The organism is Kocuria sp. (assembly GCF_030536815.1).
GTDB lineage: Bacteria > Actinomycetota > Actinomycetes > Actinomycetales > Micrococcaceae > Kocuria > Kocuria gwangalliensis.
In genome coordinates this window covers 1-24,977 of record NZ_JAUNPE010000016.1, presented here as the reverse complement: position 1 = coordinate 24,977, position 24,977 = coordinate 1, and the positions used below count along the sequence as shown (strand labels likewise).

At 65.9% G+C, this 24,977-nt stretch carries 24 protein-coding genes and 1 pseudogene; 16 read left to right on the top strand and 9 right to left on the bottom strand.

What is annotated here, in order from left to right; translation table 11 throughout:
- Positions 1–524 (top strand): annotated as a pseudogene (locus Q4E95_RS03290) (hemin transporter); the annotation flags it as partial.
- Positions 525–641: 117 nt separating this feature from the next.
- Here Q4E95_RS03290 and Q4E95_RS03285 read toward each other — a convergent pair.
- A complete protein-coding gene (locus Q4E95_RS03285) occupies positions 642–2,051 on the bottom strand; it encodes a phosphomannomutase/phosphoglucomutase (RefSeq protein ID WP_303381944.1) in 1,410 nt (469 codons plus the stop codon).
- Between the two features lie 101 nt (positions 2,052–2,152).
- On the opposite strand from Q4E95_RS03285, the gene manA reads away from it, so the two are divergent.
- The 4 genes from manA to Q4E95_RS03265 are packed head-to-tail and all read left to right on the top strand — an operon-like array spanning position 2,153 to position 5,197.
- The gene (gene manA, locus Q4E95_RS03280; RefSeq protein WP_303381943.1) at positions 2,153–3,364 is read left to right on the top strand and encodes a mannose-6-phosphate isomerase, class I; all 1,212 of its coding nucleotides are present in this window, start codon (positions 2,153–2,155) and stop codon (positions 3,362–3,364) included.
- Positions 3,365–3,410: 46 nt separating this feature from the next.
- Positions 3,411–3,953 (top strand): TetR/AcrR family transcriptional regulator, encoded by a 543-nt coding sequence (locus tag Q4E95_RS03275; RefSeq protein WP_303381942.1) that lies wholly within the window; start codon positions 3,411–3,413, stop codon positions 3,951–3,953.
- Between the two features lie 12 nt (positions 3,954–3,965).
- Positions 3,966–4,532 (top strand): hypothetical protein, encoded by a 567-nt coding sequence (locus tag Q4E95_RS03270; RefSeq protein ID WP_303381941.1) that lies wholly within the window; start codon positions 3,966–3,968, stop codon positions 4,530–4,532.
- 2 nt (positions 4,533–4,534) lie between these two features.
- The gene (locus Q4E95_RS03265) at positions 4,535–5,197 is read left to right on the top strand and encodes an SDR family oxidoreductase (protein WP_303381940.1); all 663 of its coding nucleotides are present in this window, start codon (positions 4,535–4,537) and stop codon (positions 5,195–5,197) included.
- Here Q4E95_RS03265 and Q4E95_RS03260 read toward each other — a convergent pair.
- Positions 5,194–5,670, bottom strand: a complete 477-nt coding sequence (locus Q4E95_RS03260) for a nuclear transport factor 2 family protein (RefSeq protein WP_303381939.1) — start codon at positions 5,668–5,670, stop codon at positions 5,194–5,196. The two genes, Q4E95_RS03265 and Q4E95_RS03260, sit on opposite strands and share 4 nt — an antisense overlap.
- Positions 5,667–6,233, bottom strand: a complete 567-nt coding sequence (locus Q4E95_RS03255; protein WP_303381938.1) for a nuclear transport factor 2 family protein — start codon at positions 6,231–6,233, stop codon at positions 5,667–5,669. Before Q4E95_RS03255 ends, Q4E95_RS03260 begins: the two co-directional genes overlap by 4 nt.
- A gap of 76 nt (positions 6,234–6,309) precedes the next feature.
- Between Q4E95_RS03255 and Q4E95_RS03250 the strand changes: the two genes are divergently transcribed.
- The 4 genes from Q4E95_RS03250 (at position 6,310) to Q4E95_RS03235 (ending at position 10,654) form a co-directional block, all read left to right on the top strand.
- Positions 6,310–6,648 carry an acylphosphatase gene (locus tag Q4E95_RS03250; RefSeq protein ID WP_303381937.1) on the top strand — a complete coding sequence of 113 codons (339 nt, stop codon included), beginning with the start codon at positions 6,310–6,312 and terminating at the stop codon, positions 6,646–6,648.
- 79 nt (positions 6,649–6,727) lie between these two features.
- Positions 6,728–8,599 (top strand): pyruvate kinase, encoded by a 1,872-nt coding sequence (locus tag Q4E95_RS03245; protein WP_303381936.1) that lies wholly within the window; start codon positions 6,728–6,730, stop codon positions 8,597–8,599.
- 140 nt (positions 8,600–8,739) lie between these two features.
- Complete coding sequence (locus Q4E95_RS03240; RefSeq protein ID WP_303381935.1) at positions 8,740–9,519, top strand: di- and tripeptidase; 780 nt, start codon at positions 8,740–8,742, stop codon at positions 9,517–9,519.
- Between the two features lie 244 nt (positions 9,520–9,763).
- On the top strand, positions 9,764–10,654 hold the full coding sequence (locus Q4E95_RS03235; protein WP_303381947.1) for a glycerophosphodiester phosphodiesterase family protein: 891 nt from the start codon (positions 9,764–9,766) through the stop codon (positions 10,652–10,654).
- Here the strand turns inward: Q4E95_RS03235 and purB are convergent.
- Positions 10,642–12,075 (bottom strand): adenylosuccinate lyase, encoded by a 1,434-nt coding sequence (purB, locus tag Q4E95_RS03230; protein WP_303381934.1) that lies wholly within the window; start codon positions 12,073–12,075, stop codon positions 10,642–10,644. The genes Q4E95_RS03235 and purB overlap by 13 nt on opposite strands.
- Positions 12,076–12,277: 202 nt before the next feature.
- On the opposite strand from purB, the gene Q4E95_RS03225 reads away from it, so the two are divergent.
- Genes Q4E95_RS03225 through Q4E95_RS03200 form a run of 6 tightly spaced genes read left to right on the top strand, consistent with a single transcriptional unit; the run spans position 12,278 to position 19,622 of the window.
- Positions 12,278–12,712 carry a hypothetical protein gene (locus Q4E95_RS03225; protein ID WP_303381933.1) on the top strand — a complete coding sequence of 145 codons (435 nt, stop codon included), beginning with the start codon at positions 12,278–12,280 and terminating at the stop codon, positions 12,710–12,712.
- On the top strand, positions 12,709–14,619 hold the full coding sequence (locus tag Q4E95_RS03220; RefSeq protein WP_303381932.1) for a hypothetical protein: 1,911 nt from the start codon (positions 12,709–12,711) through the stop codon (positions 14,617–14,619). Before Q4E95_RS03225 ends, Q4E95_RS03220 begins: the two co-directional genes overlap by 4 nt.
- Positions 14,620–14,639: 20 nt before the next feature.
- Positions 14,640–15,800, top strand: a complete 1,161-nt coding sequence (locus Q4E95_RS03215; RefSeq protein ID WP_303381931.1) for a histidinol-phosphate transaminase — start codon at positions 14,640–14,642, stop codon at positions 15,798–15,800.
- A 24-nt stretch (positions 15,801–15,824) separates the two neighbouring features.
- Positions 15,825–17,006 carry a thiamine pyrophosphate-dependent enzyme gene (locus Q4E95_RS03210; protein ID WP_303381930.1) on the top strand — a complete coding sequence of 394 codons (1,182 nt, stop codon included), beginning with the start codon at positions 15,825–15,827 and terminating at the stop codon, positions 17,004–17,006.
- Positions 17,003–17,977 carry an alpha-ketoacid dehydrogenase subunit beta gene (locus tag Q4E95_RS03205; RefSeq protein ID WP_303381929.1) on the top strand — a complete coding sequence of 325 codons (975 nt, stop codon included), beginning with the start codon at positions 17,003–17,005 and terminating at the stop codon, positions 17,975–17,977. Before Q4E95_RS03210 ends, Q4E95_RS03205 begins: the two co-directional genes overlap by 4 nt.
- A 55-nt stretch (positions 17,978–18,032) precedes the next feature.
- Positions 18,033–19,622 carry a dihydrolipoamide acetyltransferase family protein gene (locus Q4E95_RS03200; protein ID WP_303381928.1) on the top strand — a complete coding sequence of 530 codons (1,590 nt, stop codon included), beginning with the start codon at positions 18,033–18,035 and terminating at the stop codon, positions 19,620–19,622.
- 15 nt (positions 19,623–19,637) lie between these two features.
- Here Q4E95_RS03200 and Q4E95_RS03195 read toward each other — a convergent pair whose 3' ends face one another.
- From Q4E95_RS03195 to Q4E95_RS03175, 5 genes are all read right to left on the bottom strand, one after another.
- Entirely contained in the window at positions 19,638–20,324 is a 687-nt protein-coding gene (locus Q4E95_RS03195; protein ID WP_303381927.1) for a DNA-3-methyladenine glycosylase I, read from the bottom strand.
- Between the two features lie 219 nt (positions 20,325–20,543).
- On the bottom strand, positions 20,544–21,560 hold the full coding sequence (locus Q4E95_RS03190) for a hypothetical protein (RefSeq protein ID WP_303381926.1): 1,017 nt from the start codon (positions 21,558–21,560) through the stop codon (positions 20,544–20,546).
- On the bottom strand, positions 21,557–22,864 hold the full coding sequence (locus Q4E95_RS03185; RefSeq protein ID WP_303381925.1) for a sensor histidine kinase: 1,308 nt from the start codon (positions 22,862–22,864) through the stop codon (positions 21,557–21,559). The genes Q4E95_RS03190 and Q4E95_RS03185 overlap by 4 nt, the downstream gene beginning before the upstream one ends.
- 31 nt (positions 22,865–22,895) lie before the next feature.
- On the bottom strand, positions 22,896–23,612 hold the full coding sequence (locus Q4E95_RS03180; RefSeq protein ID WP_303381924.1) for a response regulator transcription factor: 717 nt from the start codon (positions 23,610–23,612) through the stop codon (positions 22,896–22,898).
- A gap of 65 nt (positions 23,613–23,677) precedes the next feature.
- On the bottom strand, positions 23,678–24,556 hold the full coding sequence (locus tag Q4E95_RS03175; protein ID WP_303381923.1) for a hypothetical protein: 879 nt from the start codon (positions 24,554–24,556) through the stop codon (positions 23,678–23,680).
- A gap of 141 nt (positions 24,557–24,697) precedes the next feature.
- On the opposite strand from Q4E95_RS03175, the gene Q4E95_RS03170 reads away from it, so the two are divergent.
- On the top strand, positions 24,698–24,977 hold a 280-nt coding region (locus Q4E95_RS03170), incomplete at its 3' end, for an AMP-binding protein (RefSeq protein WP_303381922.1).

Genomic DNA, 24,977 nt, shown 5'->3' with positions numbered 1-24,977 from the left:
ACCCCCAGGGCGAGGTGACCCCCATTTTGCATGAGGACATCAACGAGGGGGACATCCTGGAGATCTCCAACCCCTACGGTGACGTGGTCCTGGACGAGGGGCACGGCGCGCTGGTGCTCGCTTCGGCCGGTATCGGTACCACCCCGATCGTCTCGTTCCTGGATCGTCTGGCCAAGGAAGGCTCACAGCGCAAGGTCACCGTGCTGCACGCGGACCATTCCCTGGACCGTTGGCCGGGTCGCCAGATCATGGAGCGCCTGGTGGACAGCCTGCCCAACGCGCAGATGATCACCTGGATGGAGACGCCCGGTGAAGGCGATCACGAGGGCTTCATGGACCTTTCAGAGGTCGACCTGGACATCGACGAGGACACCACCGCGTTCATGTGCGGGCCCCTGCCCTTCATGAAGGGCCTGCGATCGCAGCTCATTGAAAAGGGCGCCCCGGGCCGGAACATCCACTACGAAATCTTCGGTCCCGACCAGTGGATGCTGCACGACGAAGCCCGCAAGGCCAACGTCTAAGGGATTTTCTCACCTCCACGCCCCGGCCGGCCGGGGCGTCACCCTCGATCGACGACGCCGCACGGGAAGTCCCGTGCGGCGTCGTCGTCGTGTGGAGTGCGAGCGAGACCCGGATTCTCAGCCCTGACGCACCAGACCCAGCACCGTGTCCCGGACCCGCTCCATGGTGGCGGTATCCGGAGCCTCCACGTTCAGGCGCAGGAACGGCTCGGTGTTGGACGGACGCAGGTTGAACCACCAGCCCTCACCCGGGTGGGTGAAGGTGGTGCCGTCCATGTCCTCGACCGTGACGGCGGGGCCGTGTTCGGCGTAGTGTGCGCGCACACGATCCACCGCAGAGGCTTTGTCCTCGATCTCGGAGTTGATCTCGCCGGACGCCACGTAGGGGTCGTAACGGTCCATCAGATCGCTCAGGGTGCCCTGCTGCTCACCGAGGGCCGCCAGCACGTGCATGGCCGCGAGCATTCCGGTGTCCGCGTTGTAGAAGTCCTTGAAGTAGTAGTGGGCGGAGTGCTCACCACCGAACACGGCCTTCTCGGAGGCCATCACGGCCTTAATGAACGAGTGCCCCACACGGGTGCGCACGGCGCGGCCACCGTTGGCCTCCACGAGCTCCGGCACAGCCTTGGAGGTGATCAGGTTGTGGATCACCACGGGCTGCTCGTCGCCCCCGGCGCGGGCCCGGGCGATCTCGCGTTCGGCCACGATGGCGGCAATGGCCGACGGCGAGACGGGCTCGCCGCGCTCGTCCACCACGAAGCAGCGATCCGCGTCCCCGTCGAAGGCCAATCCGATGTCTGCACCGTGTTCGCGGACCGCAACCTGCAGATCCACGAGGTTTGCCGGTTCGAGCGGGTTGGCGGGGTGATTGGGGAACGTGCCGTCCAGCTCGAAGTACAGGGGCACGATCTCCAGGGGTAAGGCCTCGAGCTCGGCGTCTCCCAGGACCGCGGGAGTCGTCAGCCCGGCCATGCCGTTACCCGCGTCCACGACCACCTTGAGGGGTCGGATCTTGCTGAGGTCCACCAGATCGCGCAGGTAGCGAGCGTAGTCCGCCAGCACATCCCGGCTGGTTTCCGTACCGTGCCGTTCGGCCTGCGGAATCTCACCCGAGTCCAGGTACTGCTGGGCGAGGTCACGGATCTCGAAGAGTCCGGTCTCCGAGGACACCGGGACGGCTCCGGCCATGGACATCTTGATGCCGTTGTAGGCGGCGGGATTGTGGCTCGCGGTGAAGGTCACGCCGGCGCAGTTGAGCGTGCCGCACGCGAAGTACAACTCGTCCGTGGAGATGGTGCCGATCTTGATCACATCCGCGCCGCGCGCCATGGCACCCTGGGCGAACGCGTCGATGAATTCGGGGGAGGAGGGGCGCATGTCTCCGCCCACGGCCACGGTGGTGCCTGCCAGACCGAGCACATCGACGTATGCGGCGCCGGTGGCTCGCACGCTGTCCGCAGTGATGGTGGAGCCCACAATGCCGCGCACATCGTAGGCCTTGAACGAGGAAGAAAGATCTATGGTCACAGGGCCGAATTCTACGTGAGACGGGCCGGTGCCCCGGCAAGGTCCACACGAATCCTCAAGTCCGCTGTGATTGGATGATCTGCATGGCAGAGTTCTTTCGGATGGACAATCCGATTCAGAATTACGCGTGGGGATCACGATCCGTGTTGGCCACCATGCAGGGCAGGCCTGTACCCAGCGAGCAGCCGGAGGCAGAATTGTGGATGGGCGCCCACCCGAGTGCGCCGTCCGTCATCGAGGTGGGGGGACACCCCCGGAGCCTCGTCGATGTTGTGCCGGATCTGCCGTTCCTGCTGAAAATTCTGGCGATTGCCGCTCCGTTGTCCATTCAGGTCCACCCATCGCCCCGGCAGGCCAAGGAGGGTTTTGCGCGGGACAACGATCAGCGGGTGCCCCTCGAATCCCCGTCCCGCAATTACAAGGACGACCGAGCCAAACCGGAAACCGTGGTGGCTCTCACCAATATGTGGTTACTGGCGGGACAACAAACGGGGGCGCAGTTGCGTGAGCTTGCGCAGGAGTTGCGCTTGAACTGGCTGTCGTGGGCGGCCGGCGAGCCCTCGGCGCTGCGAGCGGCGCTGACGCTGTCCGAGGAGCACGCCGCGGATTCCGTTCGAGCGTGCGTGAGCGCAGCAGCCCGGCTGCGCAGGACACGATTGGCGCACCTGCCCGAAGCCAACGACGACGTGGCCTTGGGCCCCACGGCCACCCAGCTGGAACGGGCCGTCCACGTGATTGAGCTGCTGGATCATCACTACCCGGGTGACCCGGGCATGCTCGTGGCCCTGTGCATGAACCTCGTGCACCTGCACCCCGGACAGGCGGTGCACACCCCGCCCCAACAACTGCACGCGTACATCTCCGGAACGGCCGTGGAGATCATGGGTTGTTCGGACAATGTGCTGCGAGCCGGACTCACGCAAAAGCACATGGACGTGCCGGAGCTACTGTCCGTGTTGGCTCCGCAGCAGGCCCCGATCGAGATCCTCGACCCGGATTCCAGCCCCGACGGGTCGGTGTGCTACCCCTTGTGGGACGCCTCCCTGAGCATGGTGGCCGTCCAGGTGCACCGTGAGCACGCCCTACGCCGGCGGATCCCGGGGACCTCCGTGGTGCTGGTCGCCGAGGGAAATGTGACGGCCAGAATCTGCGAGCCGGGGACCTCGGATCATGAATTGCGGGCCGGGCATTCACTGCTGTACTCCGGTGCAGCCGGGTTCGTGGAGTTCGACGGCGAGGGCCTGGTGTTCGTGGTGAGCGGGGGACCCAACCCTAAAGGGGGTGCTCCCAACTCCGAGGATGTCGTTCAATAGGAAGTGAGCGTATTATTTAGTTTCTCATTGGATATTGGAGACCCTCATGGATCGACGAATAGAGCGAACGCGTAAAGCGGTGGTGGATGCCACGGTCGATCTGGTGGCCCGCCGCGGATCCCACGTGGGCATGACCGAAATCGCTCAGGCCGCCGGCGTGAGTCGCAAGGCCGTGTACGAGAACTTCGGTTCACGCGAGCAGGTATTACTCCAGACCACCGTGAATCTCTTACGCGCAGAGCTGTCCTTGAAGGGCGCCGGTACCACCGGAAACGGTGATGTGATGGAGCGGCTCGCCCACACCGTGGTTGAGCACGTGAGTGAGTATCGGGCGTACTACTCCGCCGTGCTCTCCGGTCCGGGTGGCTATCTGGCGGGCAACGCCCTGGTGCTCCAACTTGCCGCGGCGTGCCGGCAACTACGCAACGAACACCATCAGCCCAGCCCTGCAAGCCTTTATGACCGGTTCATGATTCACGGTCTACTGGGTGTGTTGACCGAGGCGCTGGTGGAACATGACAGCGCCGATCTGCATGCCGTGGTGAGCAGGTTGTACAAAGAGTTGGGGGCGTCCAACAAAAACTCGTAAGGAGGACTCGTCGTGACACAGGAATACCGACTCACGGGAGCCGACCGACCCAATGTCCCCATCCCCTCGCTGGCATGGGTCGACAAGGTGTGGAAACGTCGCCTGGCCGTGGTGGCGGTGGTGGCACTCAGTGCGGGCATTGTGGGGATAGTGGCCGGTGATCGGCTGAACCAAACCGGTATCCTCCACAGCGCCTGGCAGTGGCCGGTACTGCTGGCGGGCGCGGCGGCGTCGCTGGGGGGCGTGATCCTGTCGCTCATGCGTGTCGACCAGGTGCCGCGGGTGGGAATGATGGAGGAACGCTCCGTGGGTTCCAAAGGGGTCCGTGCGAGCGCTCGAACCGGCCGTTTGCCGCAGGACACCGCGCATCTGCGGGTCCAGGACTACATGGCCGTGGAAATGGTGCAGTACGGCTGGCCCATGATTCCGGCCCTGGTGGGAATGATCTTGGTGCTCATCGCGCTATGGACAGTGGCACCCGCCGTGGTCATCGCCCTGCTGCTGGTAGCGGTGTGGGCGGCCATCCGAATCAACGGAACGACCACGGCACGGAAGTACTACCGGCTACGGAAGGACTAACCATGTCGAACATCATGATCATCGGAGGCCACGGCAAGGTGGCCCTGCAGCTGAGCCAAATCCTCTCGGGAGACGGACACCGCGTGAACTCGGTGATTCGCTCCGAGTCACAGGTCCAGGACGTCGAGGACCGCGGCGCGACCGCCGTGGTCGCGGACGTCGAGAAACTCGATACGGACGGCCTCAAGGAACTGGTAGCCGGACAGGACGCCGTCGTGTGGTCCGCCGGCGCCGGTGGCGGCGATCCCGAGCGCACGTACGCCGTGGATCGCGATGCCGCTATCCGCTCCATGGACGCGGCTCAGGCCGCGGGCGTCGAGCGCTACGTGATGGTCTCCTACATGGGCGCGGGCCAGGATCACGGCGTCCCGGAGGATGATTCCTTCTACGCGTACGCGCAGGCCAAGGCGGACGCGGACGACCACCTGCGCGAGAGCTCCCTGAAATGGACCATTCTGGGTCCGGGCAAGCTCACCGATGACGAAACAACCGGCATGATCACCACCGACCCGGGCCAGGGGGACGACGCCGTCGACACGGCACGCGGCAACGTGGCCCTGGTTGCCGCCGCCGCATTGGCCGCACCCGACACCACGGTGGGGAAAAAGATTGATTTCGCGGACGGCGACACCGTGATCACCGAGGGCCTGGCGGAGCTCTCCTAGGAGGCGGGCGCCAGAAAATCTCCCATTCCCAGGTCACGCTGGGAGGCACCCCCGGGGTCGTTCTCCCAGCGCTGCCCTCGGGACACCCGGCGTTGCAGGATGCGCCACCCCGCTTCCGTGCGCACCCATTCGTCCAGGTAATCCCCGGAGGCCAAGGTCCGGTCGTGGCGCACGATGAAATATTTACTCCACGACCGAGCACGTTTCCTGCCCTCCGAATCGACGGGGAGGCTGTGGATCACGGTGTCCGTGGTGTAGTGCGGGTGATACGGGCTCACCTGCTCAATGCGCCCCGGAATATCATCCCGGGATCGGGTGTAGTGACCCGGGCCCCCGAACTTCACATCGGCGGTGAAAATACGGGAGAGCTGTTCCCAGTCGCGGTTGTCGATGCAGTGCGCGTACCGTGCCAGGACCTCATGGATTTCAAGCGCATCAACGGCGGCCGGGCGCTCCCACCGAGCGGCACTCATCGGGTCTGCTCCTCACGACGGGGGTGACCGGTGGTCGCGTTGGTTTCCTGGGCACGAACGATGGCCTCGTTGAAGTGCACGAACGTGTAAGGACCCGGAACGTACCCGGCACCGGAACGCTCCGCCTCGCGCACCATGTTCCGTGCGTGGAGCACACGTCGGCAAATGCGCCAACCGTCCGGGGTGCGCACCACCGTGTCCACCACATCGGTACCCACGGCCCGCTGATCGAAGGACACCAGGATCATTCGGCTCCACGTGACCGCGGTGTCCTCGTCAATGGGTTCGATGACGGTGTTGAGCACGTGCACGCTGCCGTACTGGGCCACTTGGGACAGTTCGTAGCCCTGCCGGATCCCCGCGGGCCCGTGCAAGGCCATGGCGGGTGCCAAGTCCGCCACCGATGTGGGGGTGACCATGCGAGGGGCCAGGTATTCGACGTCCTCGGTCACCGCGTACGCCAAATGATCCCATTCACGGTTGTCGATCACATGGGACAAGAAATGCAGGGTTTCCAGGATGTCGAGCCGATCCTGCGGGTCGAGTGCGGGGGTTTCGGACATGGGTGAGGTGACCTTTCACGCGTGCTGCCGAACAACAGCAGTATGTTCTTCCAGAAGTATCTCCTAATCTGGGTCCATGGAGATGCCATCACTGCACCCGCGCGCGTCCGACGACCGTGAACCCGAAGAACTCGATGTCAACGAACCCCTTGCCATGACCGCGGTGGTCCACGGGACCGTGCAAGGCGTGGGATTTCGCTACTGGGCTTGGAGACACGCCGAGAAGCTCGGGCTGGTCGGGCACGCGACCAATAATTCCGACGGCACCGTGACCATCATGGTGGAGGGTCCTCGCTGGGCGGTGCGTGACCTGCTCACGTCCCTCAATTCCAGTGACACCCCGGGTGTCGTTATGACCGTGGACGCCCATTACGGTCCGGTCACCGGCAAATTCACGGATTTCAGTCGACACTGACGTCAGGGCCGTTAACCGTCCGTAAATGTGGTGTCACTACGTTGGACGGACACCATAGGACCAGGGGGTTGACCAGAGCATGAGCCAAGTGCCAGACCGTGTGTTCCAGCAGCGTCGCGAGGTGGCGGCGCAGGCCATGGACGCGGTGCAGGAATTATTCCGCGTGGTGAGCAAGGCACGGACCGCGCAGTTGGATCGCATCAACCGTGTCCGCCCCCGCCACCGTTGGTCCGCCGTGAATCTGGTCGATTACGCCGCGGTGCGCAGCCAGGACGTCCGCCAGTTGCAGGCGGACCTCTCGGAGCTGGGGCTCTCATCGCTGGGCCGCATGGAGGCCGGGGTGGAGGACCACCTCAAGGCGGTGCTGCTGAGCCTGGCGGCCATTGCAGACAAGCCCGAACCCGATCTGGACATGCTCGACGTGGGAATCGACCCCGGAGAGGACCAGGGCGGTGGCCAGGAAACGCTGGTGCGCAACACTGTGCACCTGCTGGGGCGGGCCCCCGAGGACCGAGAGACCCGCATCATGGTCACGTTACCTTCCGAGGCCGCCGGGGACCCCGCCCTGGTCCGGGACATGGTGGCCGCCGGGATGAACGTGGCCCGCGTCAACTGCGCGCATGACGGGCCCGAGGAATGGGCGCGCATGATCGAGCACGTGCGCGCGGCGGCGTCGGAATCGGACAAGGATCTGAGGATCTCCATGGATCTGGGCGGGCCCAAGGTGCGCACCGGGCCGATCGAGCCGGGGCCGCGTGTCGAGAAGATCAAACCCACGCGCGACGCGAGGGGGCACATCACGGAACGCGCTCGACTCTGGCTGGGGAGCTCGCCCCACGATGACTTGCTGCCCAGCGTGCCGGTGAGCCCGGCGTCGTGGTTGACGCAACGTTCGGTGGGGGAGCGGATCCGGCTGCGGGACGCACGTGAATCCGGGCGCTCCCTGCACGTGGTGGCGGTGGAGGACGGTGGTGTGCTGGTGGAATTCGCCAAAACCGTGTATTTCGCCACCGATTTGGTCCTCACGGCCGCCAACGGGGACCGGGCGGTCCTGGGCGAGTTGCCCGAAACCGAGCAGGCGCTGCGGCTGAACATCGGTGACACCCTGCGGCTCGTGCGCAGCCTGGAGCCGGTGCCCGCGGTGAGCCACTCCCCGTTCAGCATTGGGTGCACGCTCCCCGAGGCGTTCGAGGATGTCGAACCGGGGGATCGGGTGTGGCTGAACGACGGCAAGATCGGCGGAGTCGTCCGTTCCGTGACCCCCGACAGCATGGACATCGACGTCCTGCATGCCGGGCCCAATGGCTCCAATCTGAAGGCGGAGAAGGGCATTAATTTCCCGGACACCGAGCTACGGATCCGCTCACTCACCGAGCAGGACCGCCGGGACCTGAAGTTCGTGGCCCGCAACGCGGACATCGTGAACATGTCGTTCGTCCGCAGTCGCACGGACGTCACCGATTTGTTGGACGAACTCACCCGGTTGGGCGCCACCGACGTGGACGTGACCCTCAAGATCGAGACGGTGGGCGGGTTCGAGCAGTTGCCGCAAATGTTGTTGGAGGTCATGCGCTGGAAGGACGCCGGGGTCATGATCGCGCGCGGCGACCTGGCGGTGGAAACCGGGTTCGAACGCCTCGCGGAAGTTCAACAGGAAATCCTGTGGCTGTGTGAGGCCGCCCACGTGCCGGTCATCTGGGCCACCCAGGTGCTGGAGAGCCTGGCGAAAAAGGGTATTCCTTCCCGCGCGGAGGTCACGGATGCCGCCCAGGGCCAGCGCGCCGAGTGCGTGATGCTCAATAAGGGGCCGTTCATCATTGACACGATTGCCGCCCTGTCCTCGATCCTGGGGCGGATGTCGGGCCACGTGATCAAGAAAACGGACCTGCTGCGCAAACTGAACGCGTGGGACGAGTTCGTGAGCGAGAGAGGGAACCACCCGGGAGGGTGAGATACGCGGGAACCCGGCTCGTGCGGCGTCGTCGGAGAGCGAACGCCCGCGCGGTGATCAGCGGGCTGTGCAATAGTTGACGCCAGTGACAGGTGAGACCAGCCCCGACCGATTGAGTACGCCTCGAGGAGTGCACCGATATGGACATGAACCCGCTGAACAAGGCCTTTGACGAGGACGGCAAGCCCAAACCGGGTGTCAACAAGTTTTTGAACCACGTGCTGCGGGTGCAGCGCCCCATGGTGATCAAAATGCTGCAGCGTGAACGCGAGCAGCACCCCAAGGACACGCCCGCTCAGATCGCCAAGCGCCTGACCAAGACCTACAAGCGTTCGGTGACCGTGGGCGGCGGGGCAGTGGGTGCCACAGCCTTGGTTCCCGGCATCGGTACCATTGCGTCGCTGGGTCTGTCCTCGGTGGCCGTGGTCGGCTACCTGGAGGCCACCGCGCTGTACGCGCAGGCCATGGCCGAACTGCACGGTGTGCACCCCGATGACGAAGAGCAGAACCGCACCATGGTCATGGCGTTGATGCTCGGGGAAGACGGGAACCAGCTGATGAGCCAGATCCTGGCGAATTCCAGCCGTTCCAAGGGCCTCACCAACAAGTGGGGGCTCATGCTCGGTAAGAGCGACGGCAACAAGAAGTTCGACGCCGGGCGCACGATCCGCAACATGTTCGTCAAGCGGTTCCTGGCCAAGCAGACCGGTGCCGTGATGGGCCGGGCCCTGCCGTTCGGCATCGGTGCCGTGGTGGGCGGGGGCGCCAACCTGGCCATGTCCCGCCAGGTCATCAAGGCCACCGAGGAAGCCTTTGGTGAGTTCCCCGCGCAGTTCCCGGCCACCCTCGATGCGGCTGCGCGCGCCAAGGCTTTCGGGGACGGCACCAAGGTCAAGGACCCGGACTCGATCGAGAAGTAAGCCGCTGCTGCGATCGGCAGCAGTTGGTATGAACGCCCCGGGGCCGCAGCGCATGGTGCGGCCCCGGGGTGTTCATCTGCCCGTCACGGGCCCTTGGCCGGGAGATCACGGGCGCCTCAGGTCCGGAGGATACGGTAGCCGTGTGTTCACCACACGTGAATCCTCCGAACCGCTCCTCCGCGGCACCGACCCGGAGCAAGTACACCGCATTGAGCGCCCCAATGCGCGGGCCGCCGATCGCCCCCTGATCTACGCGCACCGAGGATCTTCCGCGGCATTTCCCGAACTCACCCGTTCCGCGTACGTCCAAGCGATCCTGGACGGCGCTGACGGAGTGGAATGCGATGTCCAGCTCACCCGGGACGGGCACCTGGTCCTCCACCACGACGCCCAGTTGGGCCGCACCTCCAACGGCACCGGGCCGGTATCGCAGCACACCCTGGAACAACTGCGGGCCCTGGATTTCATCTCGTGGAAGGCCGTGCCGATCCCGGAATCCCACGGCCGCCGGCACGAGCAGTTGTTGACTCTCGACGAGCTGCTTGACCTGCTGGAATCCGTGGGCCGCACCCTGGGCCTGGCCGTGGAGACCAAACATCCCAGTGCGTTCGGCCAGGGCCTGGAAGAAGCCGTTCTGGTGCTGCTCATGCGCCGCGGCTGGGACCCCGACACCGGGTGGTTGGGCAACATCAAGGTGTCCGTCATGAGTTTTCATCCCGACGGCGTTCGCTACTTTCTCCAGTCCGTCTCACCACGGCACGTGTGCCAGCTGGTCGCGGACACCACCGTGAGCACGGTGCGGCACAGCATGCGGGTGGGGCCCGCGGCTGCCGTGGTCTACCGGGCCGGCATGAAACTCGTGGTGCCCCCGGCCGTCCCGATCATCACCAACGGTGAGGTGGAGCTGGCCGGGCCCGGGATCCAGTACGTGCGCGATCACCCCCGAGACGTGCTCGCGTGGCGGTCCAACGGGTCGGTCCTACGAGTGTGGACGGTCGACTCGTTCGCGGACACCCACGTGTGCCTGTCCCTGGGGGTTCAACAAATCACCACCAACGTTCCGGCGCAGGTGCTGGGCTGGGTTGCCGATGCTTCCGCCGGTGTTCCCACGCGTCACGAGGCTCAGTTCGCGTAACGCTCCACGAGCTGCTCGGCCAAACCGGTGTACTGCCCCGGGGTCAGACCCTTGAGCCGCTGTTCGGCGGCCTCGGACAGGCCCAGCTCACCAATGAACTCGCGCATGCGCTCACCGTCCACGCGGTGGCCGCGGGTCAGGTCCTTGAGCCGCTCATAGGGGTTGTCCATGCCCTCACGCCCGGCAATGGCCTCGGCGCGCATGGCGGTCTGGACGGCCTCGCCCAGTACCTCCCAGTTCTCGTCGAGGTCCTCGGCCAACAGGTCCTCGGCCACGTCCAGGCGTTCCAGGCCCTTGACCACGTTGGAGATGGCGAGCATCGAGTGGCCGAAGGCCACGCCGATGTTGCGCTGTGACGAGGAATCCGTGAGGTCACGCTGCCAGCGCGAGGTCACCAGCGTGGCGCCCAGGGTGTCCAGCAGCGAGCACGAGATCTCGGCGTTGGCCTCGGCGTTCTCGAAGCGAATGGGGTTCACCTTGTGCGGCATGGTGGAGGAACCGGTGGCGCCCTCGACCGGGATCTGCTGGAAGTAGCCGATGGAAATGTAGGACCACACGTCCGTGCACAGGTTGTGCAGGATCCGGTTGAAGCGGGACATGTCCGAGTAGAGCTCGGCCTGCCAGTCGTGGGACTCGATCTGGGTGGTCAGCGGGTTCCAGTCCAACCCCAGACCCTCCACGAAGGACTGGGACACGGCGGGCCAATCGGTGTCCGGGGCCGCGGCCACGTGGGCCGCGAACGTGCCGGTGGCGCCGTTGATCTTACCCAGGTACTCGGTGGCGCCAATGCGGTGCAGCTGACGGTTCAGGCGGTGCGCGAACACCGCGAGTTCCTTACCCAACGTGGTGGGGGTGGCCGGCTGACCGTGGGTGCGCGACAGCATGGGCGTTGCCTTGGCGCCCCGGGCCATGGAACTGATTGCGGCCACGAGCGTGCGGGCGGCGGGCAGCCAGGCGTCCGTCACGGCATCCTTGACGCCCAACGCGTAGGACAGGTTGTTGATGTCCTCCGAGGTGCACGCAAAGTGCACGAGGGACGTGAGGTGCTCCAGCCCCAGCTCCGGCAGGCGACGACCGATGTAGTACTCCACGGCCTTCACATCGTGAACGGTCACCGCCTCGATCTCGGCCAGCTCGGCCACGGATTGGGCATCGAAATCGGTGACGATGGCCCGCAGGCCGTCCTTCTGTCCCTGGGTGAGCGGTTCCAACCCGGGCAGCGCGCGCTGTTCACACAAGTGGATGAACCATTCGACCTCCACGTGAACGCGCTCGCGATTCAGTGAGGCCTCCGAGAGATAGTCGACCAGGATGCCGGCCTGGGGTCGGTATCGACCGTCCAAAGGTCCCAACGCGATCGGAGGGTTCTGCTGGCTCAGGGCCACGCGTCCGGAGGGGAGAGTGTGTGGAGTCTTCGACATGATCCTCATTGTTCCACGCCTCCGCGAGCGCTCCGGCACGGTGTTAATTGACGACGACGCCGCGGTGCCGGTTCTCCACGGGCGTGCCGGTTCGGCGGCGCACGGTCCCGTGTCCACAACCGGGCACGGGCGGCCGAGTTGACCGCGGCCGTGGTTCTAGCGTGAGGTTCTCCGCGGAGTGCACGTCAGGAAGGAACAGGCCATGCCGTCACCCACTGCCTGGAACGGGCCGGGGCCCTCCGGTTCACCGGGGACCTCCGGTCCGTCACCCGCCGGTGTGGCGGGACTCGTCCACGATCGCATCGTCATGCTGGCCGGCAGCTACGAACGCGCGGCCGATGAGCTGCTGGCGCTGGCGGCGGAGCTCCCCGCGGCGGAGGCACCCGAGTGGAAAGGGCCGGCCGCGCGGGCCTACCGGGTCCGACTGGATGCGCTGACCGCCGACCTCCGGAGCGTCGCTCACGGCTACCACCAAGCGGCGGCAGAGCTGCGCGCGGGTGCCGCGGGGCTCGCGGCCCAGATCGGAGCGGTCGAACAGTTCCTGGACCTGGGCGCTCTGGGCACATCGGTGGTGGGAGTTCTGGCTCAGACGGGACTGTCCGCTCCCACGCACGTGCCCGCGGGATCGTTCGGATGAACAGGGAGGTGGAGCGCGAGATCACGGGGCGAGCCGAGAACCTGCAGGCAACGCTGTTCGGCGCGGAGTCCGGTGGCCGACCCGTGCTGGAACACCCGAACCTTCCGGAGAACACCCGTGCGGCCATTGCGTCCGCCACGGAATCCATACGGGTGAGCGGTGGCACCGCACCGGGAGCCCTGGAGGTCAGCACGGAAGCCATCGCGGTGGCCGCCGGAGTCTTGGCGCGCGTGAACGAACGGGTCGGTGACGTGCTCCTGGGGACCACCGTTGCGGACATGGAAGTCGCCGCGTGGACCATGACGGGACATCCGCTGCTCGGTGCCGCGGCGGCGTCGGCGGCGCATTCGAAGGCGGCGCTCGTCGCGACCCAGGCCCGTGTGACGTTGACGCATCTTCGGGTGGCGAGCGCTCAGCACCACTACGAGATGGTGGAGGCCAGCGTGGGGTCTTTGTTCGGACCGGGCATCCTGATCATGCCGGGGTGGAACCTGACCGGCTCCGCCACCCGCGGGATGCGCACCGCCCTGGACGAATTCACCACCGCCGTGAAGCGAGCGGACATCACGACTCCCGCCCAGTTCGCGACCAAGGTTCGGGTGACGTCCTTCGGAGTGGTGGTGGCCGGGGGTGGGCCCGAGGGCACCAACGTGGTGATCCGTGGCGTGGGGCTGGACGACATGCTCGACTCCGGTCTGCGCATCCCGTTGCCATCGGCGCTCATGAGTCGGTCGCAGGCCTACCGGGAGCTCGGCGGCCAACCGGGTGACGAGTTCACTCTGGGTCAATACGCACGAGTGTGGGCGGACGGTCTGTTGACGGGGATCGGCGAGACCGAGGCACAACTTGGTGCCGAGGAGGCACGCCTGCAGTCCGAGCTGGGCGCATCGTGGCCGGTGGTGCGCACCGCCGTCAACGGACTCAGCGGCACGCCCGGATTCACGTGGCTCGCCCCGTACACCACGGGCCGAAACCTGTCGCCGGCGGAGCGACTGCTGTACCCGTACGTGCGGGCTCACGCCGTGCGCCCGAAAGCCAGGGAGACCATGACGGGCATGGCACCGGGCACTGCCTCCGCCCACGGCATAGCACCGCTGGCCAGGCGGGCACTGCCCACGGGCGTCGAATTCGACGGCGCGGCACCGGTGACCGTCGGGGGCACGGCCGCGGCGCTCAAGGACGCGAAGAACGTTGTCCAGGGCCGGGAGAACAGCACGGTGCTGGTGCAGAAGACCACCGATCGATCGGGACGGGCGGCGTTCTCGGTGGTCCTCACCGGGACGGAGGTCTGGCACGACGGCCGGGGCGTTCATGACATCGCAGGCATCGTCGCGGCCATGAAAGCACAGCCGCACGACGCGCTGGGCGATCTGCCTCCGGCCCAGCGCGCCGTGAGTGAGGCCCTGAAGGACGCCGGAATCCAACCCGGCGATTCGGTCGTGCTGAGCGGTCACAGCCTGGGCGGGATCGACGCCGCGGGGCTTGCGATGAACCGGGAATTCCAGCAGTTGTACTCGGTGGATGCCCTGACCACGTTCGGGGCGCCGGTGGGAGGTTTCGAGTTCTCCCAGAAGACCTCCGTCATGGCCGTGGAGCACAACGACGACATGGTGCCACCCCTGGACGGCATCAAGAACCCGGACGGTGAGAACCGCTCCACGGTGCGCGTGGACACGCAGTACAACGACCAGTTCTCGGCCGCGGGAAGCCTCAGCGGGGTGGGCGCGCACGATATGTACGTCTACGCGCTGGGTGCCCAGGGAATCAGCAATTCCACGGAACCTGCGGTCGTGAACCATGAACGGGCGTTGGGCGCCGCCATTGCCTCCGGCGCCGGGGCACGCACCGAAACCTACATGTACGAAGTCATGGAGGATCATGTTGTCCACAACCCGGAGGATCGTTAGCGAGAGTTAGCATGGGGCCTATGAGTAACGCCACGCCGCCAGCCGATTCATCGGGCGCTGAGCAGAACGCGGAACGGGTCAGCCCCCGGGACGCCCTGGCTCAACTTCCCGCGTACGTCGCAGGAAAACCCGCCGCGGAGATCCCCGGGCTGGTGGCGTACAAACTGGCGTCCAACGAGAACCCGTACGGCCCCGTTCCCGCCGTACGCCAGGCCCTGCGTGACTTCGATGTGATCAACCGCTACCCGGACCCCTCGGCCGCCGTGCTGCGCGAGGCGCTCGCGGGTTATCTCTCGGTTCCCGACACGGACATCGTGGCCGGTGCGGGCAGCCTGGGCGCCCTGAACCAGCTGTTGGCCGCGTTCGCAGGAACCGGGCCGGACGGGCAACCGGACGAGGTGATCTACGCGTGGCGATCGTTCGAGGCCTACCCGATTTCGGTGGGGCTGACCGGCGCGCAAAGCGTGCAAATCCCCAATCGTCCGGACGGCTCCCACGACCTCGAGGCCATGGCGGCCGCGATCACCGAACGCACCCGCGTCATCTTGCTGTGCACCCCCAACAATCCCACCGGGCCCAGCCTCCGTGCCGCGGACGTGCACGAGTTCATGAAGCGCGTCCCCCCGCGCGTTCTGGTGGTCATCGACGAGGCGTACTGGGAGTTCCAACGCGCCCGAGGCCTGGTCAACGGCATTGAGTTCTATCGGGAGTACCCCAACGTGGTGTCCCTGCGAACCCTGTCCAAGGCGCACGGTCTGGCGGGGCTGCGGGTGGGCTACACGGTGGCCCAACCGCACGTGAGCCAGTACCTCAGACAAGCGACCCCGGCCTTCAGCGTGACCCAGGTGGCGCAATTGGCCGCGGTGGCCTCCATTGCGCATATTGACCAGGTGAACGAGCGTGTCCAACGGGTGGTCGATGAGCGTGAACGCGTCCTGGCGGGCTTGGCCGAACTCGGGTGGCAGCATCCGGAAACCCAGGCCAACTTCGTGTGGCTCCCGCTGGGAGAACGCAGTGAGGCCTTCGGCGAGCTGTGCGATGCGCACGCCCTGTCGGTCCGGCGGTTCGGATCGGAGGGAGTGCGGGTGAGTTTCGGCGAGGTGGAGGCCAACACCCGGCTCCTGGAGCTCTGCGCGCAGTTCTCCCACCCCAGCACCATGCCCATGAGCAGCACCAACTAGGCCACTCGGAAGGACCAGCCAACCATGGCAGCAAAGACGCACCCCGGGACGGTTGAGAGCACCGTGCCCAGGCTCCAGTTGCTCGACGAGCAGGGCGCGGTCCACGAGGACCCCAAACTCTCGCCGTACGTCCAGGACATCGACACGGTGGAGCTCAAGGGACTGTACCGCTCCATGGCGCTGGCCCGGCGCGTGGACGAGGAGGCCACGTCCCTGCAGCGTCAGGGCCAACTGGTGTTGTGGGTTCCGCTGCGCGGTCAGGAAGCGGCGCAGGTGGGTTCCGCGTGGGCCACCGAACCCACCGATCGCCTCTTCCCGTCCTATCGGGAGCACGCCGTGGTCTTTCACCGCGGAGTCAAACCCGGCCAGCTGTTGCAGTTGTTCCGCGGTCACACCGCCGGCGGTTGGGATCCCAACGAGTGCAACGTGAACCTCTACACGATGGTGTTGGCCTCCCAGGTGCCGCACGCCGTGGGCTACGCAATGGGCACCGCCCTTGACCGCAAGGCGGCCGAGGACGCCGGGGAGCCGGCGGGTGAGCAGACCCAGGCCGTGGTCGCGTACTACGGGGACGGTGCGAGCACGGAGGGTGAAATCCACGAGTCCATGGTGTTCGCCGCCTCCTACGACGCCCCGATACTGTTCTTCGTCCAGAACAACCAGTGGGCCATCTCGGTTCCTTTCTCCACCCAGTCACGTGTGCCGCTGGCCACGCGCGCCGCCGGATACGGATTTGAAGGCCTGCGGGTGGACGGCAACGACATCCTGGCGGTGCTCGCAGCGACCCGCTACGCACTGGACAAGATCCGGAGGGGAGAAGGCCCGGTGATGATCGAGGCCGAGACCTACCGGATGGGGGCCCACACCACCGCCGATGACCCCACCAAGTACCGGCAGCGGGACGAAGAAGAACAGTGGGGCACCTTGGATCCGCTCGAGCGGCTGGAAATGTTCCTGCGCGAAACCCATCACGTGGGTGACGAGTACTTCGAGTCCGTGGCCAACGAGGGCCGCGAGATGGCAGACGAACTGCGCACGGACGTGCTGGGGATGACCCCTCCGACCTTCGACGAGTTCTTCGACAAGGCGTACGCAGATCCGCACTCCCTGGTCACCGCCGAGCGCGCCGAGTACCTGGACTACCAGGCCGGTTTCGCCCCGCAGGGGGACCAGGACGTCTCCGGCTCGGAAGGAGCTCACGCGTGAAGCAACTGACCATTGCCAAGGCAATCAACGCGGGGTTGTCCCGCGCCATGGCGGAAAACCCCAAGGTCATGCTCATGGGCGAGGACATCGGGTCCCTGGGAGGTGTCTATCGTGTGACGGAAGGCCTCAAGGACCGCTACGGAGCCCACCGTGTGCTCGACACGCCCCTGGGTGAAGCGGGCATCGTGGGAACCGCCGTGGGCCTGGCCCAGCGCGGTTACCGGCCCGTCTGTGAGATCCAGTTCGACGGGTTCACGTTCCCCGCGTTCAACCAGATCACCACCCAGCTCGCCAAAATTCACGCCCGTTCCGACGGCAACCTCACGGTTCCCGTGACCATCCGCATCCCCTACGGCGGTGTGATCGGTTCGGTGGAGCACCACTCGGAGTCGCCGGAGGCATTGTTCGCCCACACCGCGGGTCTGCGCATCCTTGCCCCGTCCAATGCCCAGGACGCGTACTGGATGTCGCAGCAGGCCATTGCCTGCAACGATCCGGTCATCATCTTCGAACCGAAGCGCCGCTACTGGCTCAAGGGTGAGGTGGATGAGGAGCGGCCAACCGGGGACGCCTTCAGTGCAGCCGTGGTTCGGGAGGGTCAAGAGGCCACGATCGTCGCCTGGGGCCCGCTGGTCCCCGTGGCGCTCGCGGCGGCCGAGGCAGCCCGGGAGGACGGCCGTAGTGTGGAAGTGATCGACCTGCGCAGCCTGTCACCCATTGATTTCGACAAGGTCACGGCGTCCGTGCGAAAGACCGGTCGCTTGATCATCGCCCATGAGGCCCCCACCTTCGGTGGCCTGGGCGGGGAACTCGCCGCGCGCGTGACCGAGCGGGCGTTCTACTCCTTGGAGGCCCCCGTGCTGCGCGTGGGCGCCTTCCACATGCCGTACCCGCCGGCCGCGGTGGAAGACCACTACGTTCCGGACCTGGATCGAGTGTTGGAAGCACTCGACCGTTCCTTCGCCTACTAAATCGCCCGAAGTCACGAACCACCCCGCACGTGCGGTGTCGCAGGAGGTAGAACTCATGTCCCAGGTATTCACGTTGCCCGATGTGGGCGAGGGCCTGACCGAAGCAGAGATCCTGTCCTGGAAGGTGGCCGAAGGACAGACCGTCACCGTCAACCAGGTGATCTGTGAGATCGAGACCGCCAAGTCCGTGGTGGAACTCCCCTCACCGTTCGCGGGTACCGTTCTGAGCATCATGGTGTCCGAGGGCGCCACGGTGGAGGTGGGTACGCCCATCATCACCGTGGGTGATTCCGAATCCGCCCCGTCCGGCACGCCCGATCCCGGGTACACCGGTTCGGCACCCAAGGACGGCGTGGAGGGTGAACCCCGCCCCGAGCACCTCGGGCCCCAGGAGGAATCCACGTCCGGTTCCGGGCGCAGCATGGATTCCACTGACTCCGGAAAGGCCCTCGTGGGCGCGGGTCCCAAGGCCGATCCCGTTCGACGCCGCCAGCGCACCCGCACTGCCATGCGCATTGACGCCGAGCGGCCCCAGGGCCTGGACGAGCAGGGTAAGCCCGCCGGTCAGGAACCGGAATCCTCGAAGGCAGGCGCGGCCCGCGTGGCCGCCGGCTGGGCCGACCGGTTGTCCAAGTCGGGTCTGGGCACGGCGGCCCAGGACCTGGCGGACAAGGCCGGTAAGTTCAAGGACCGCGGTGAAACGTGGCTACGTTCCCTGGACGACACCGTCCCGCAGCAGGGGGCGGCTCAGGCGTCCATCCCGCGCCGTCCCAGCATGGCCAAGCCGCCGGTGCGCAAGGCCGCCAAGGAAATGGGCATCGATCTGGCGGACGTGACCGCCACGGGCGAGGGCGGCCAGGTCACCAAACGTGACCTGCTGGCCTACGCCGCCCACCTGCGGGAAGTGGACGACGGCCCGGATACCTTCTGGACTTCGACCAACGCCCCCGCACGTTCCCGCGATGAGCGCATCCCTGTCAAAGGGGTCCGCAAGCTCACGGCCCAGAACATGGTGCGCTCGGCCTTCAGCGCCCCGCACGTATCGATCTTCGTGGACGTGGATGCCTCCCGGACCATGGAGTTCGTCAAGCGGCTCAAGACCTCCCCGCACTTCGAAGGCGTCAAGGTCACGCCCCTGTTGATCCTGGCCAAGGCCGTGATGTGGGCTACTGCGCGTAATCCCCAGGTCAACGCCACATGGACCGATTCCGAAATCATCATCAAGCGCTACATGAACCTCGGTATCGCCGCGGCCACTCCGCGCGGACTGTTGGTGCCCAACATCAAGGACGCCCAGGAACTGAACCTGCGTGAACTGGCCATTGCCCTGAACGAGCTCGCCCAGACCGCCCGCCAGGGCCGCACCCAGCCGGGTGACATGCAGGGCGGCACGCTGTCCATCACGAACATCGGTGCGTTGGGGATCGACACGGGAACGCCCATCATCAACCCCGGCGAGGTGGCCATCGTGGCCTTCGGCACCATTAAGCAGAAACCGTGGGTCGTTGACGGCGACGTGATTCCGCGCTGGATCACCACGCTCGGTGGCTCCTTCGACCACCGGGTGGTGGACGGGGACCTGTCCGCACGGTTCATGGCGGACGTCGCACGGATCCTGGAGGAACCCGCCCTGCTGCTCGATTGAGGTCACGGCACCGCATCACCCCGCCGGAGCGGGATGCGGTGCCGGGCCTGTAGGGTTCGCACGGAAACAACCTCGCACGTGGCCGGGTGCCAATGCGGTGCGCTGCAACCAGCGATGGGCAGTGACCGGGCCGATGAGTTTGAAACCACGTTCGCGGAAAAGGCCGGAGAGCCTGCGTGACTCGGGCGTGCTGTCGGGTAGGTCCAAGGAACGCAGCGGGGGACCTGCGGGCGCGGGCACCTGCGCCTCGGTCACCAGCATCTGCCAATCCGCGATCGCCCAGTCCTCGCACACGCGCGCGTTATGAATGACGGCCTCAATCTTGGCGCGGTTGCGGATGAGCTCCGGGTTGAGGAGCAGATCCTCGATGTCGTCCTCGTCCAGCCGAGCCACCCTGGTCGGCTCCAGCTCCGCCATGTACAGATACCACGATGGGTGTCGCCCGGATTGGGACCAGCGGGCCAAACCGGAATCGAGAAGTTCCATGCTCAAGGCCTGGAAGTACTGCGCGGAGTTGCCCGGGGGCACCGCCCATTCATGGTCATGATCGATCAGGGTGCCGGGAGTTGCCACAGCCCACGGACACCGCGGTTTCCCGTCCGCGCAGCCAACGGCCGCGAACGCCGCGTACGGGTAATCCTGCGGATCCGAAGGGTCGAACGGGTCGGGCGGGTTGAGTGGGGAATCGGTGAGTGTCTCCATACGGCACACGCTAGGCAACGGTGGACCGGGGCCGAAGCGAGTGCGGTCAAGATCCGGAGAAATACCCGTCACGAGCGCTGGGCGAGGGATCCGTGCAGTGCGCTCGCCGCGGCGTCGTCGTACGGGTATGAAACCCGCACGGCCCGTGCGGCGGTCATCCCGGACGGGTGAGCGAGGCGCATCACCCCGGTGGCGTCCTCGCTGCTTCCCCCGGCGGTGCTAGAAACGCGAGACCTCGCCGGTGACGTCCGCAATCTCGATCGCGATGGGATCCTCGTCCTCGTTGTCGTTGTCGTGCACGATGAACACGGCCGTGGGATCGCCCTTGGGGAAGGCGCGAATCGTGACCACGCCGCAGTGGGCGTGGTTGAGTATCTCGGCCAGTTGCTCGGTGGTGGCCTCCAGGACCCTGGGCGGCAACGGTTGGCCCCGCTCGTCCAGGATGTCCACCACCACGCCGCGGTCGCGGGCCGTGCGGGCGAGTTCCAGGATGTAGGGCGTAGCAATGGAACGACCCCGAATGGTGTCGCGCAACTGCGCTTCCGTGAGCCGGAACTGGTTGATGTCGTACTCGGTGACCTCGGAGGGGTCGTAGGCAATCCGTTCGAGCAAACCGCCGGCCAACCGGCGAACGTCCTGCACGCGCTGGTACGACGCGTTCTTGGTGTCCTGCTCGGCCTCGTCGCTAGTGCGGGCGGTGAGCAGCATGCTCTGGATCTCCCGGTTGCGTTGGGTGAACCGTAAGAACTCCCGATAACCCATCCACGTGGCCAGCAACATCCCCAGAGTGAGTACGGGGTAGCTCTCGGTGGGGACCAGAGTGTCACCGAACACGGTCCAACGGCGCAAGGACATGAGGCTGACGACCACCCACAACAGCACCGCCCACCAGATCCTGCGCCGCAGACACAGAAAGAAAATCATGACCGTGAAACCCATGGCGAACCACGGGCTCTGCCCGGCAATGGGCTCCGCCATCGTCGCGGCGTAGCCCCGTTCGGCAGCGAGCGAGAAGAACAGGACGGCCAGCATGGTGGAGGGCAGAGGTAACTGGTGGGTGGTCCACCGAGGCAGCGCAATGATCACCGCGGCCGCAGCGTAGAGCACGAGCGAGAACACCAGGGCGTCCGGGTCCTCGACCGACTTCAGCTCCGTCACCCCAATGACGAAGGAGACACCGAAACCCATGATGGCCAGCGCCGTGAGGGATCTACGGCCGAGCCCGAAACCCCTCATGGCAGTGCATCCTTGGGCCATGTGAGGATGACCTCGGTGCCGCGACCCGGGGCGGAACGCAATTGCGCATCGCCGCCGACCGTTTCAATGTTCTCCACAATGGACACTCGCACGCCCAGGCGTTGCGCGCCCACCTCATGCAGGGCGAAACCACGGCCCTCGTCACGGACGGTGAAACGCAAGTAGAAGCCTTCGGGGTTAGTGGGGGTGGGCGGGCTCTGCCCGCCGTCCATGGACACGTAGGTCACGTCCGCGCCCGAGTGGCGTGCGCTGTTGGACACGGCCTCGGTGATGGCCTGGGTGAGGCCCTGCGCCACGAACGTGGGAACGAACACGCGTGGTTCACCCACCGGCCGGATGTGGGGGAGGAGGTTGCTGAAACGCACCCGTGCACGCCAGGGCGAGAGGGACTCCATGATTTCGTCCATGAGCACGTGGACCATGGTGGTGGTTTTGCCGGAGAGCCGGTCGTTCTCGTGGTCGAGGACCTCCAGGGCGCGGGTGGCCAGTTCCCGGGTTCGTCTGGCCAGCGGTCCTTCCGCACGAGAGGCGTCCAGCAGGGCGGCCATCACGTTGTCGTGAATGAGCCGGTCCACGCGTTCCTGGTCCGCTGTTTCGGAGCGGCTCCGGGTGAGGGCGAGTTCCTGGGAGAGCGCTTCGGTGTAGTCCTGGTCCAGTTTCTCGACCGCTCGTGTGGTCATGACGACCGTGAGGATCGAGATGAGTCCGTAGCAAATGCGGCCGAACATCACCGCGCCCAGGGATTCGGCGCGGGAATCCACGGGAATGAGTTGCGCCATGATCAGGCCGTAGGCCAGCTCGACACCCAGCATGTACAGCAGCGCGACCCAGGGGCTCCACGCCAGCGTGATACTGCAGAGGCTCACAATGATGAACCCGCCGATCCATGGGTACTGCAGCAACACCCCGCCGTTCCACGCCAGCGGCAGGGCCAGGACCCCCAAACCAACCACGGCGGCCAGGAGCAACGGAATCCAGGGCTGTACCGAATGAATGAGACCGAATATCGCGAGCATTGCGGCGACCCCCAGGATGGCCGCCAGGAAAAAGGTGTACCAGGGCGCAAAGAACCCTTGCTGTTGCCAGAGAATGGGCAAGGCTGCAACGAACAACGCCACGGTGAGCAGCGCGATCCCGGTCATCCACAGCCAATAGGCGCGGTACGAATTGAGACCGAGCTCTTCGGGGGACGTGATGGCTAAGAATTTTTTCCATCGGAGCCGAGTGGGGACCTTACGGTAGGTCCTGACTCGGCTCGTTCCGGGGGCGACGTGTTTATTCATTCCGCACCTTAAAGTTAGCGGCGCGGAATCATTACAGGTGCTTTTCGGCCGCGGTGATGTCCGCTTCCGGTTCGACCAGGCCGTCTTCGATGGCCCTGATCCGCAGGTCGATCTTGGTGGGCGCAGGACGGCCGATGCGCGCGTACTTCTCGCGGATCCGGTCGATGTTGGTCTTCACGGCGGACTGCTTGATACCCATGCGCCGCGCGACCTGGACCTGGGCGAACCCGGAGGCATACAGGCGCAGGGTCTCCTGCTCACGTGGCGAGAGCGCAGCCCGTGAAAACTCCACGTCTCCGTCGATAGCGGCGGCGAGTTCCTTGGTGATCACAGGCTTACCGTCCGCAATATTGCGGGCTTCCTCGATGGCGTGCTCCAGCGGCTCGGACTTCCGGACGAGCCCCAGGGCGCCGGCGCGAAGGGCCTCACGGATCAAGCCGGCGTTCTCGCCGATGCTGAAAATCAGCACCTTCATCCCGGCGCTGCGGAGCCGTTCCACATTACCGGCCGGGCGCGAGCGGTCAGCGAGCGACAGGTCCAGCAGGACGACGTCGCACTCGATCCTTTTCGCCCCGTGTGCGGTCAGTGCGGGGTTCTCGGGATCGCGGCCCAACTGGTCCAACAGCGTTGACACGGAACCGGAGGAGCCCACGAGTTTGACGTCCGCCTGAGATGTCATGGACACCAGGCGAACACCTTCGCGAACCACTTCATGATCGTCGACAATGGCGACAAGAGTGGACGGCATGGGTTTGGACCTCCAACTACTCCCCAGGAAATTCCGACCCCCGGAATGACCTATTTGTGGCGAGTCTAGCCGTTAATTACATTCGAATTGGTCCACATGTCGACTTTCCGGTGATACCGCATGCCCCACGTGCCGCCCAGAATGGCCGCTACGAGGTCCAGGACCACCACGGCGGCCAGAGCAACCAGCCCCCAGCCGAGAACCGGGCCGATCACGGACTGGGCTGCCAGACTGTGCGGGGCCAACCCCACGGTACCGGCCCAGAGCAGAGCCGCCACGGAGGCGACCGCGCGGGCCAACAGGGACCACAGCCACACGCCGATTCCCTGGGCCACACCCGAGAATCGGGCCATGCGGCCGGCCACGTAGCCGCCCGCGAGCAGGGCCAGGAACTCGATCACCGCAAACACCGCCAGAGCGAACCACCCGGCCGCGTCCTGAGGATTGAGTAGACCGTGGTCGAGGGCGCGACCGATCCCCTGGGTGGTCTCGATGCCCCATTGGGGACCGAACAGACCCGAGGCCACCAGGAGTACTCCGCTCACGGAGAGTGCGGCCAACCAGCCGAAAAGACCGGGCAGCAACTGCATCCCGCCGAATCGCTTCTTCTGCGCACCGCGGAGATCCTCGGTGATCGGCCTTCTGGCACCGGAACCGGATGCCGGAACCGCCGGGCGCACCCCGTCCCATGCCGCCGTCGCGGTGACGCGCTCGCCCTGCGGGGTCAAGTGTTCGTTGCCGATAGGTTCCGTGACGCCGGTGGTCGGGTCGGGGCGGTGCAGCCGGCCGGAGGCCACGCCGGAACGCGACGATCCGGCGGCGTCGGCGTGCGGAAGGGGCCTGGTGGTCTCGGCGTCGGTGGAATTGATGGGTGCCGTGGGCTGTTCGGTCCAGGGGGCGTTGCCGGTGTCCAGGGGATCGCGTGAAGCGGAAGAGGGCGTCATGGGGGCTCGATTCATCCATGTGGGGGCAATATCAACTGCCCGAAGTCTATCGACTCGTCGGCCGCTCACACGTGGCCCCGGCGCGGTACCCGTTCGTCATGGGGTGTGGGGGCCCACACGGGAACGGGTAACCTCGAAGCCATGCCCAGCGAGACCTCCCGAGATTTCTTGACAACCCGTCCGTGGATGCGGAGCTACGGCCCCGACGTCCCCCGCGATCTGTTCCTCCCCGACACGTCTTTGATCCACATGCTTGAGAAGTCCGTGGCCCGCCACGGCGGTAAAACCGCTCTGGAGTTCTTCGGCGCGGGCGTGAGCTACGCCGAACTGGGTGAGCAGGTCCAGCGTGCGGCCGAGGGATTGCGTCTCATGGGCGTGGAGGCCGGTGACCGCGTGGCCATCGTCTTGCCCAACTGCCCGC

Excerpts from the sequence above, each read along its gene's own strand:
- Q4E95_RS03225 (WP_303381933.1), top strand. The coding sequence starts at position 12,278 with ATGCCGTCACCCACTGCCTGGAACGGGCCGGGGCCCTCCGGTTCACCG.
- Q4E95_RS03265 (WP_303381940.1), top strand. The coding sequence starts at position 4,535 with ATGTCGAACATCATGATCATCGGAGGCCACGGCAAGGTGGCCCTGCAG.
- Q4E95_RS03245 (WP_303381936.1), top strand. The coding sequence starts at position 6,728 with ATGAGCCAAGTGCCAGACCGTGTGTTCCAGCAGCGTCGCGAGGTGGCG.
- Q4E95_RS03190 (WP_303381926.1), bottom strand. The coding sequence starts at position 21,560 with ATGAGGGGTTTCGGGCTCGGCCGTAGATCCCTCACGGCGCTGGCCATC.
- Q4E95_RS03250 (WP_303381937.1), top strand. The coding sequence starts at position 6,310 with ATGGAGATGCCATCACTGCACCCGCGCGCGTCCGACGACCGTGAACCC.
- Q4E95_RS03195 (WP_303381927.1), bottom strand. The coding sequence starts at position 20,324 with ATGGAGACACTCACCGATTCCCCACTCAACCCGCCCGACCCGTTCGAC.
- Q4E95_RS03180 (WP_303381924.1), bottom strand. The coding sequence starts at position 23,612 with ATGCCGTCCACTCTTGTCGCCATTGTCGACGATCATGAAGTGGTTCGC.
- Q4E95_RS03275 (WP_303381942.1), top strand. The coding sequence starts at position 3,411 with ATGGATCGACGAATAGAGCGAACGCGTAAAGCGGTGGTGGATGCCACG.
- purB (WP_303381934.1), bottom strand. The coding sequence starts at position 12,075 with ATGTCGAAGACTCCACACACTCTCCCCTCCGGACGCGTGGCCCTGAGC.
- Q4E95_RS03210 (WP_303381930.1), top strand. The coding sequence starts at position 15,825 with ATGGCAGCAAAGACGCACCCCGGGACGGTTGAGAGCACCGTGCCCAGG.
- Q4E95_RS03240 (WP_303381935.1), top strand. The coding sequence starts at position 8,740 with ATGGACATGAACCCGCTGAACAAGGCCTTTGACGAGGACGGCAAGCCC.
- manA (WP_303381943.1), top strand. The coding sequence starts at position 2,153 with ATGGACAATCCGATTCAGAATTACGCGTGGGGATCACGATCCGTGTTG.
- Q4E95_RS03200 (WP_303381928.1), top strand. The coding sequence starts at position 18,033 with ATGTCCCAGGTATTCACGTTGCCCGATGTGGGCGAGGGCCTGACCGAA.
- Q4E95_RS03255 (WP_303381938.1), bottom strand. The coding sequence starts at position 6,233 with ATGTCCGAAACCCCCGCACTCGACCCGCAGGATCGGCTCGACATCCTG.
- Q4E95_RS03260 (WP_303381939.1), bottom strand. The coding sequence starts at position 5,670 with ATGAGTGCCGCTCGGTGGGAGCGCCCGGCCGCCGTTGATGCGCTTGAA.
- Q4E95_RS03175 (WP_303381923.1), bottom strand. The coding sequence starts at position 24,556 with ATGACGCCCTCTTCCGCTTCACGCGATCCCCTGGACACCGGCAACGCC.
- Q4E95_RS03220 (WP_303381932.1), top strand. The coding sequence starts at position 12,709 with ATGAACAGGGAGGTGGAGCGCGAGATCACGGGGCGAGCCGAGAACCTG.
- Q4E95_RS03215 (WP_303381931.1), top strand. The coding sequence starts at position 14,640 with ATGAGTAACGCCACGCCGCCAGCCGATTCATCGGGCGCTGAGCAGAAC.
- Q4E95_RS03185 (WP_303381925.1), bottom strand. The coding sequence starts at position 22,864 with ATGAATAAACACGTCGCCCCCGGAACGAGCCGAGTCAGGACCTACCGT.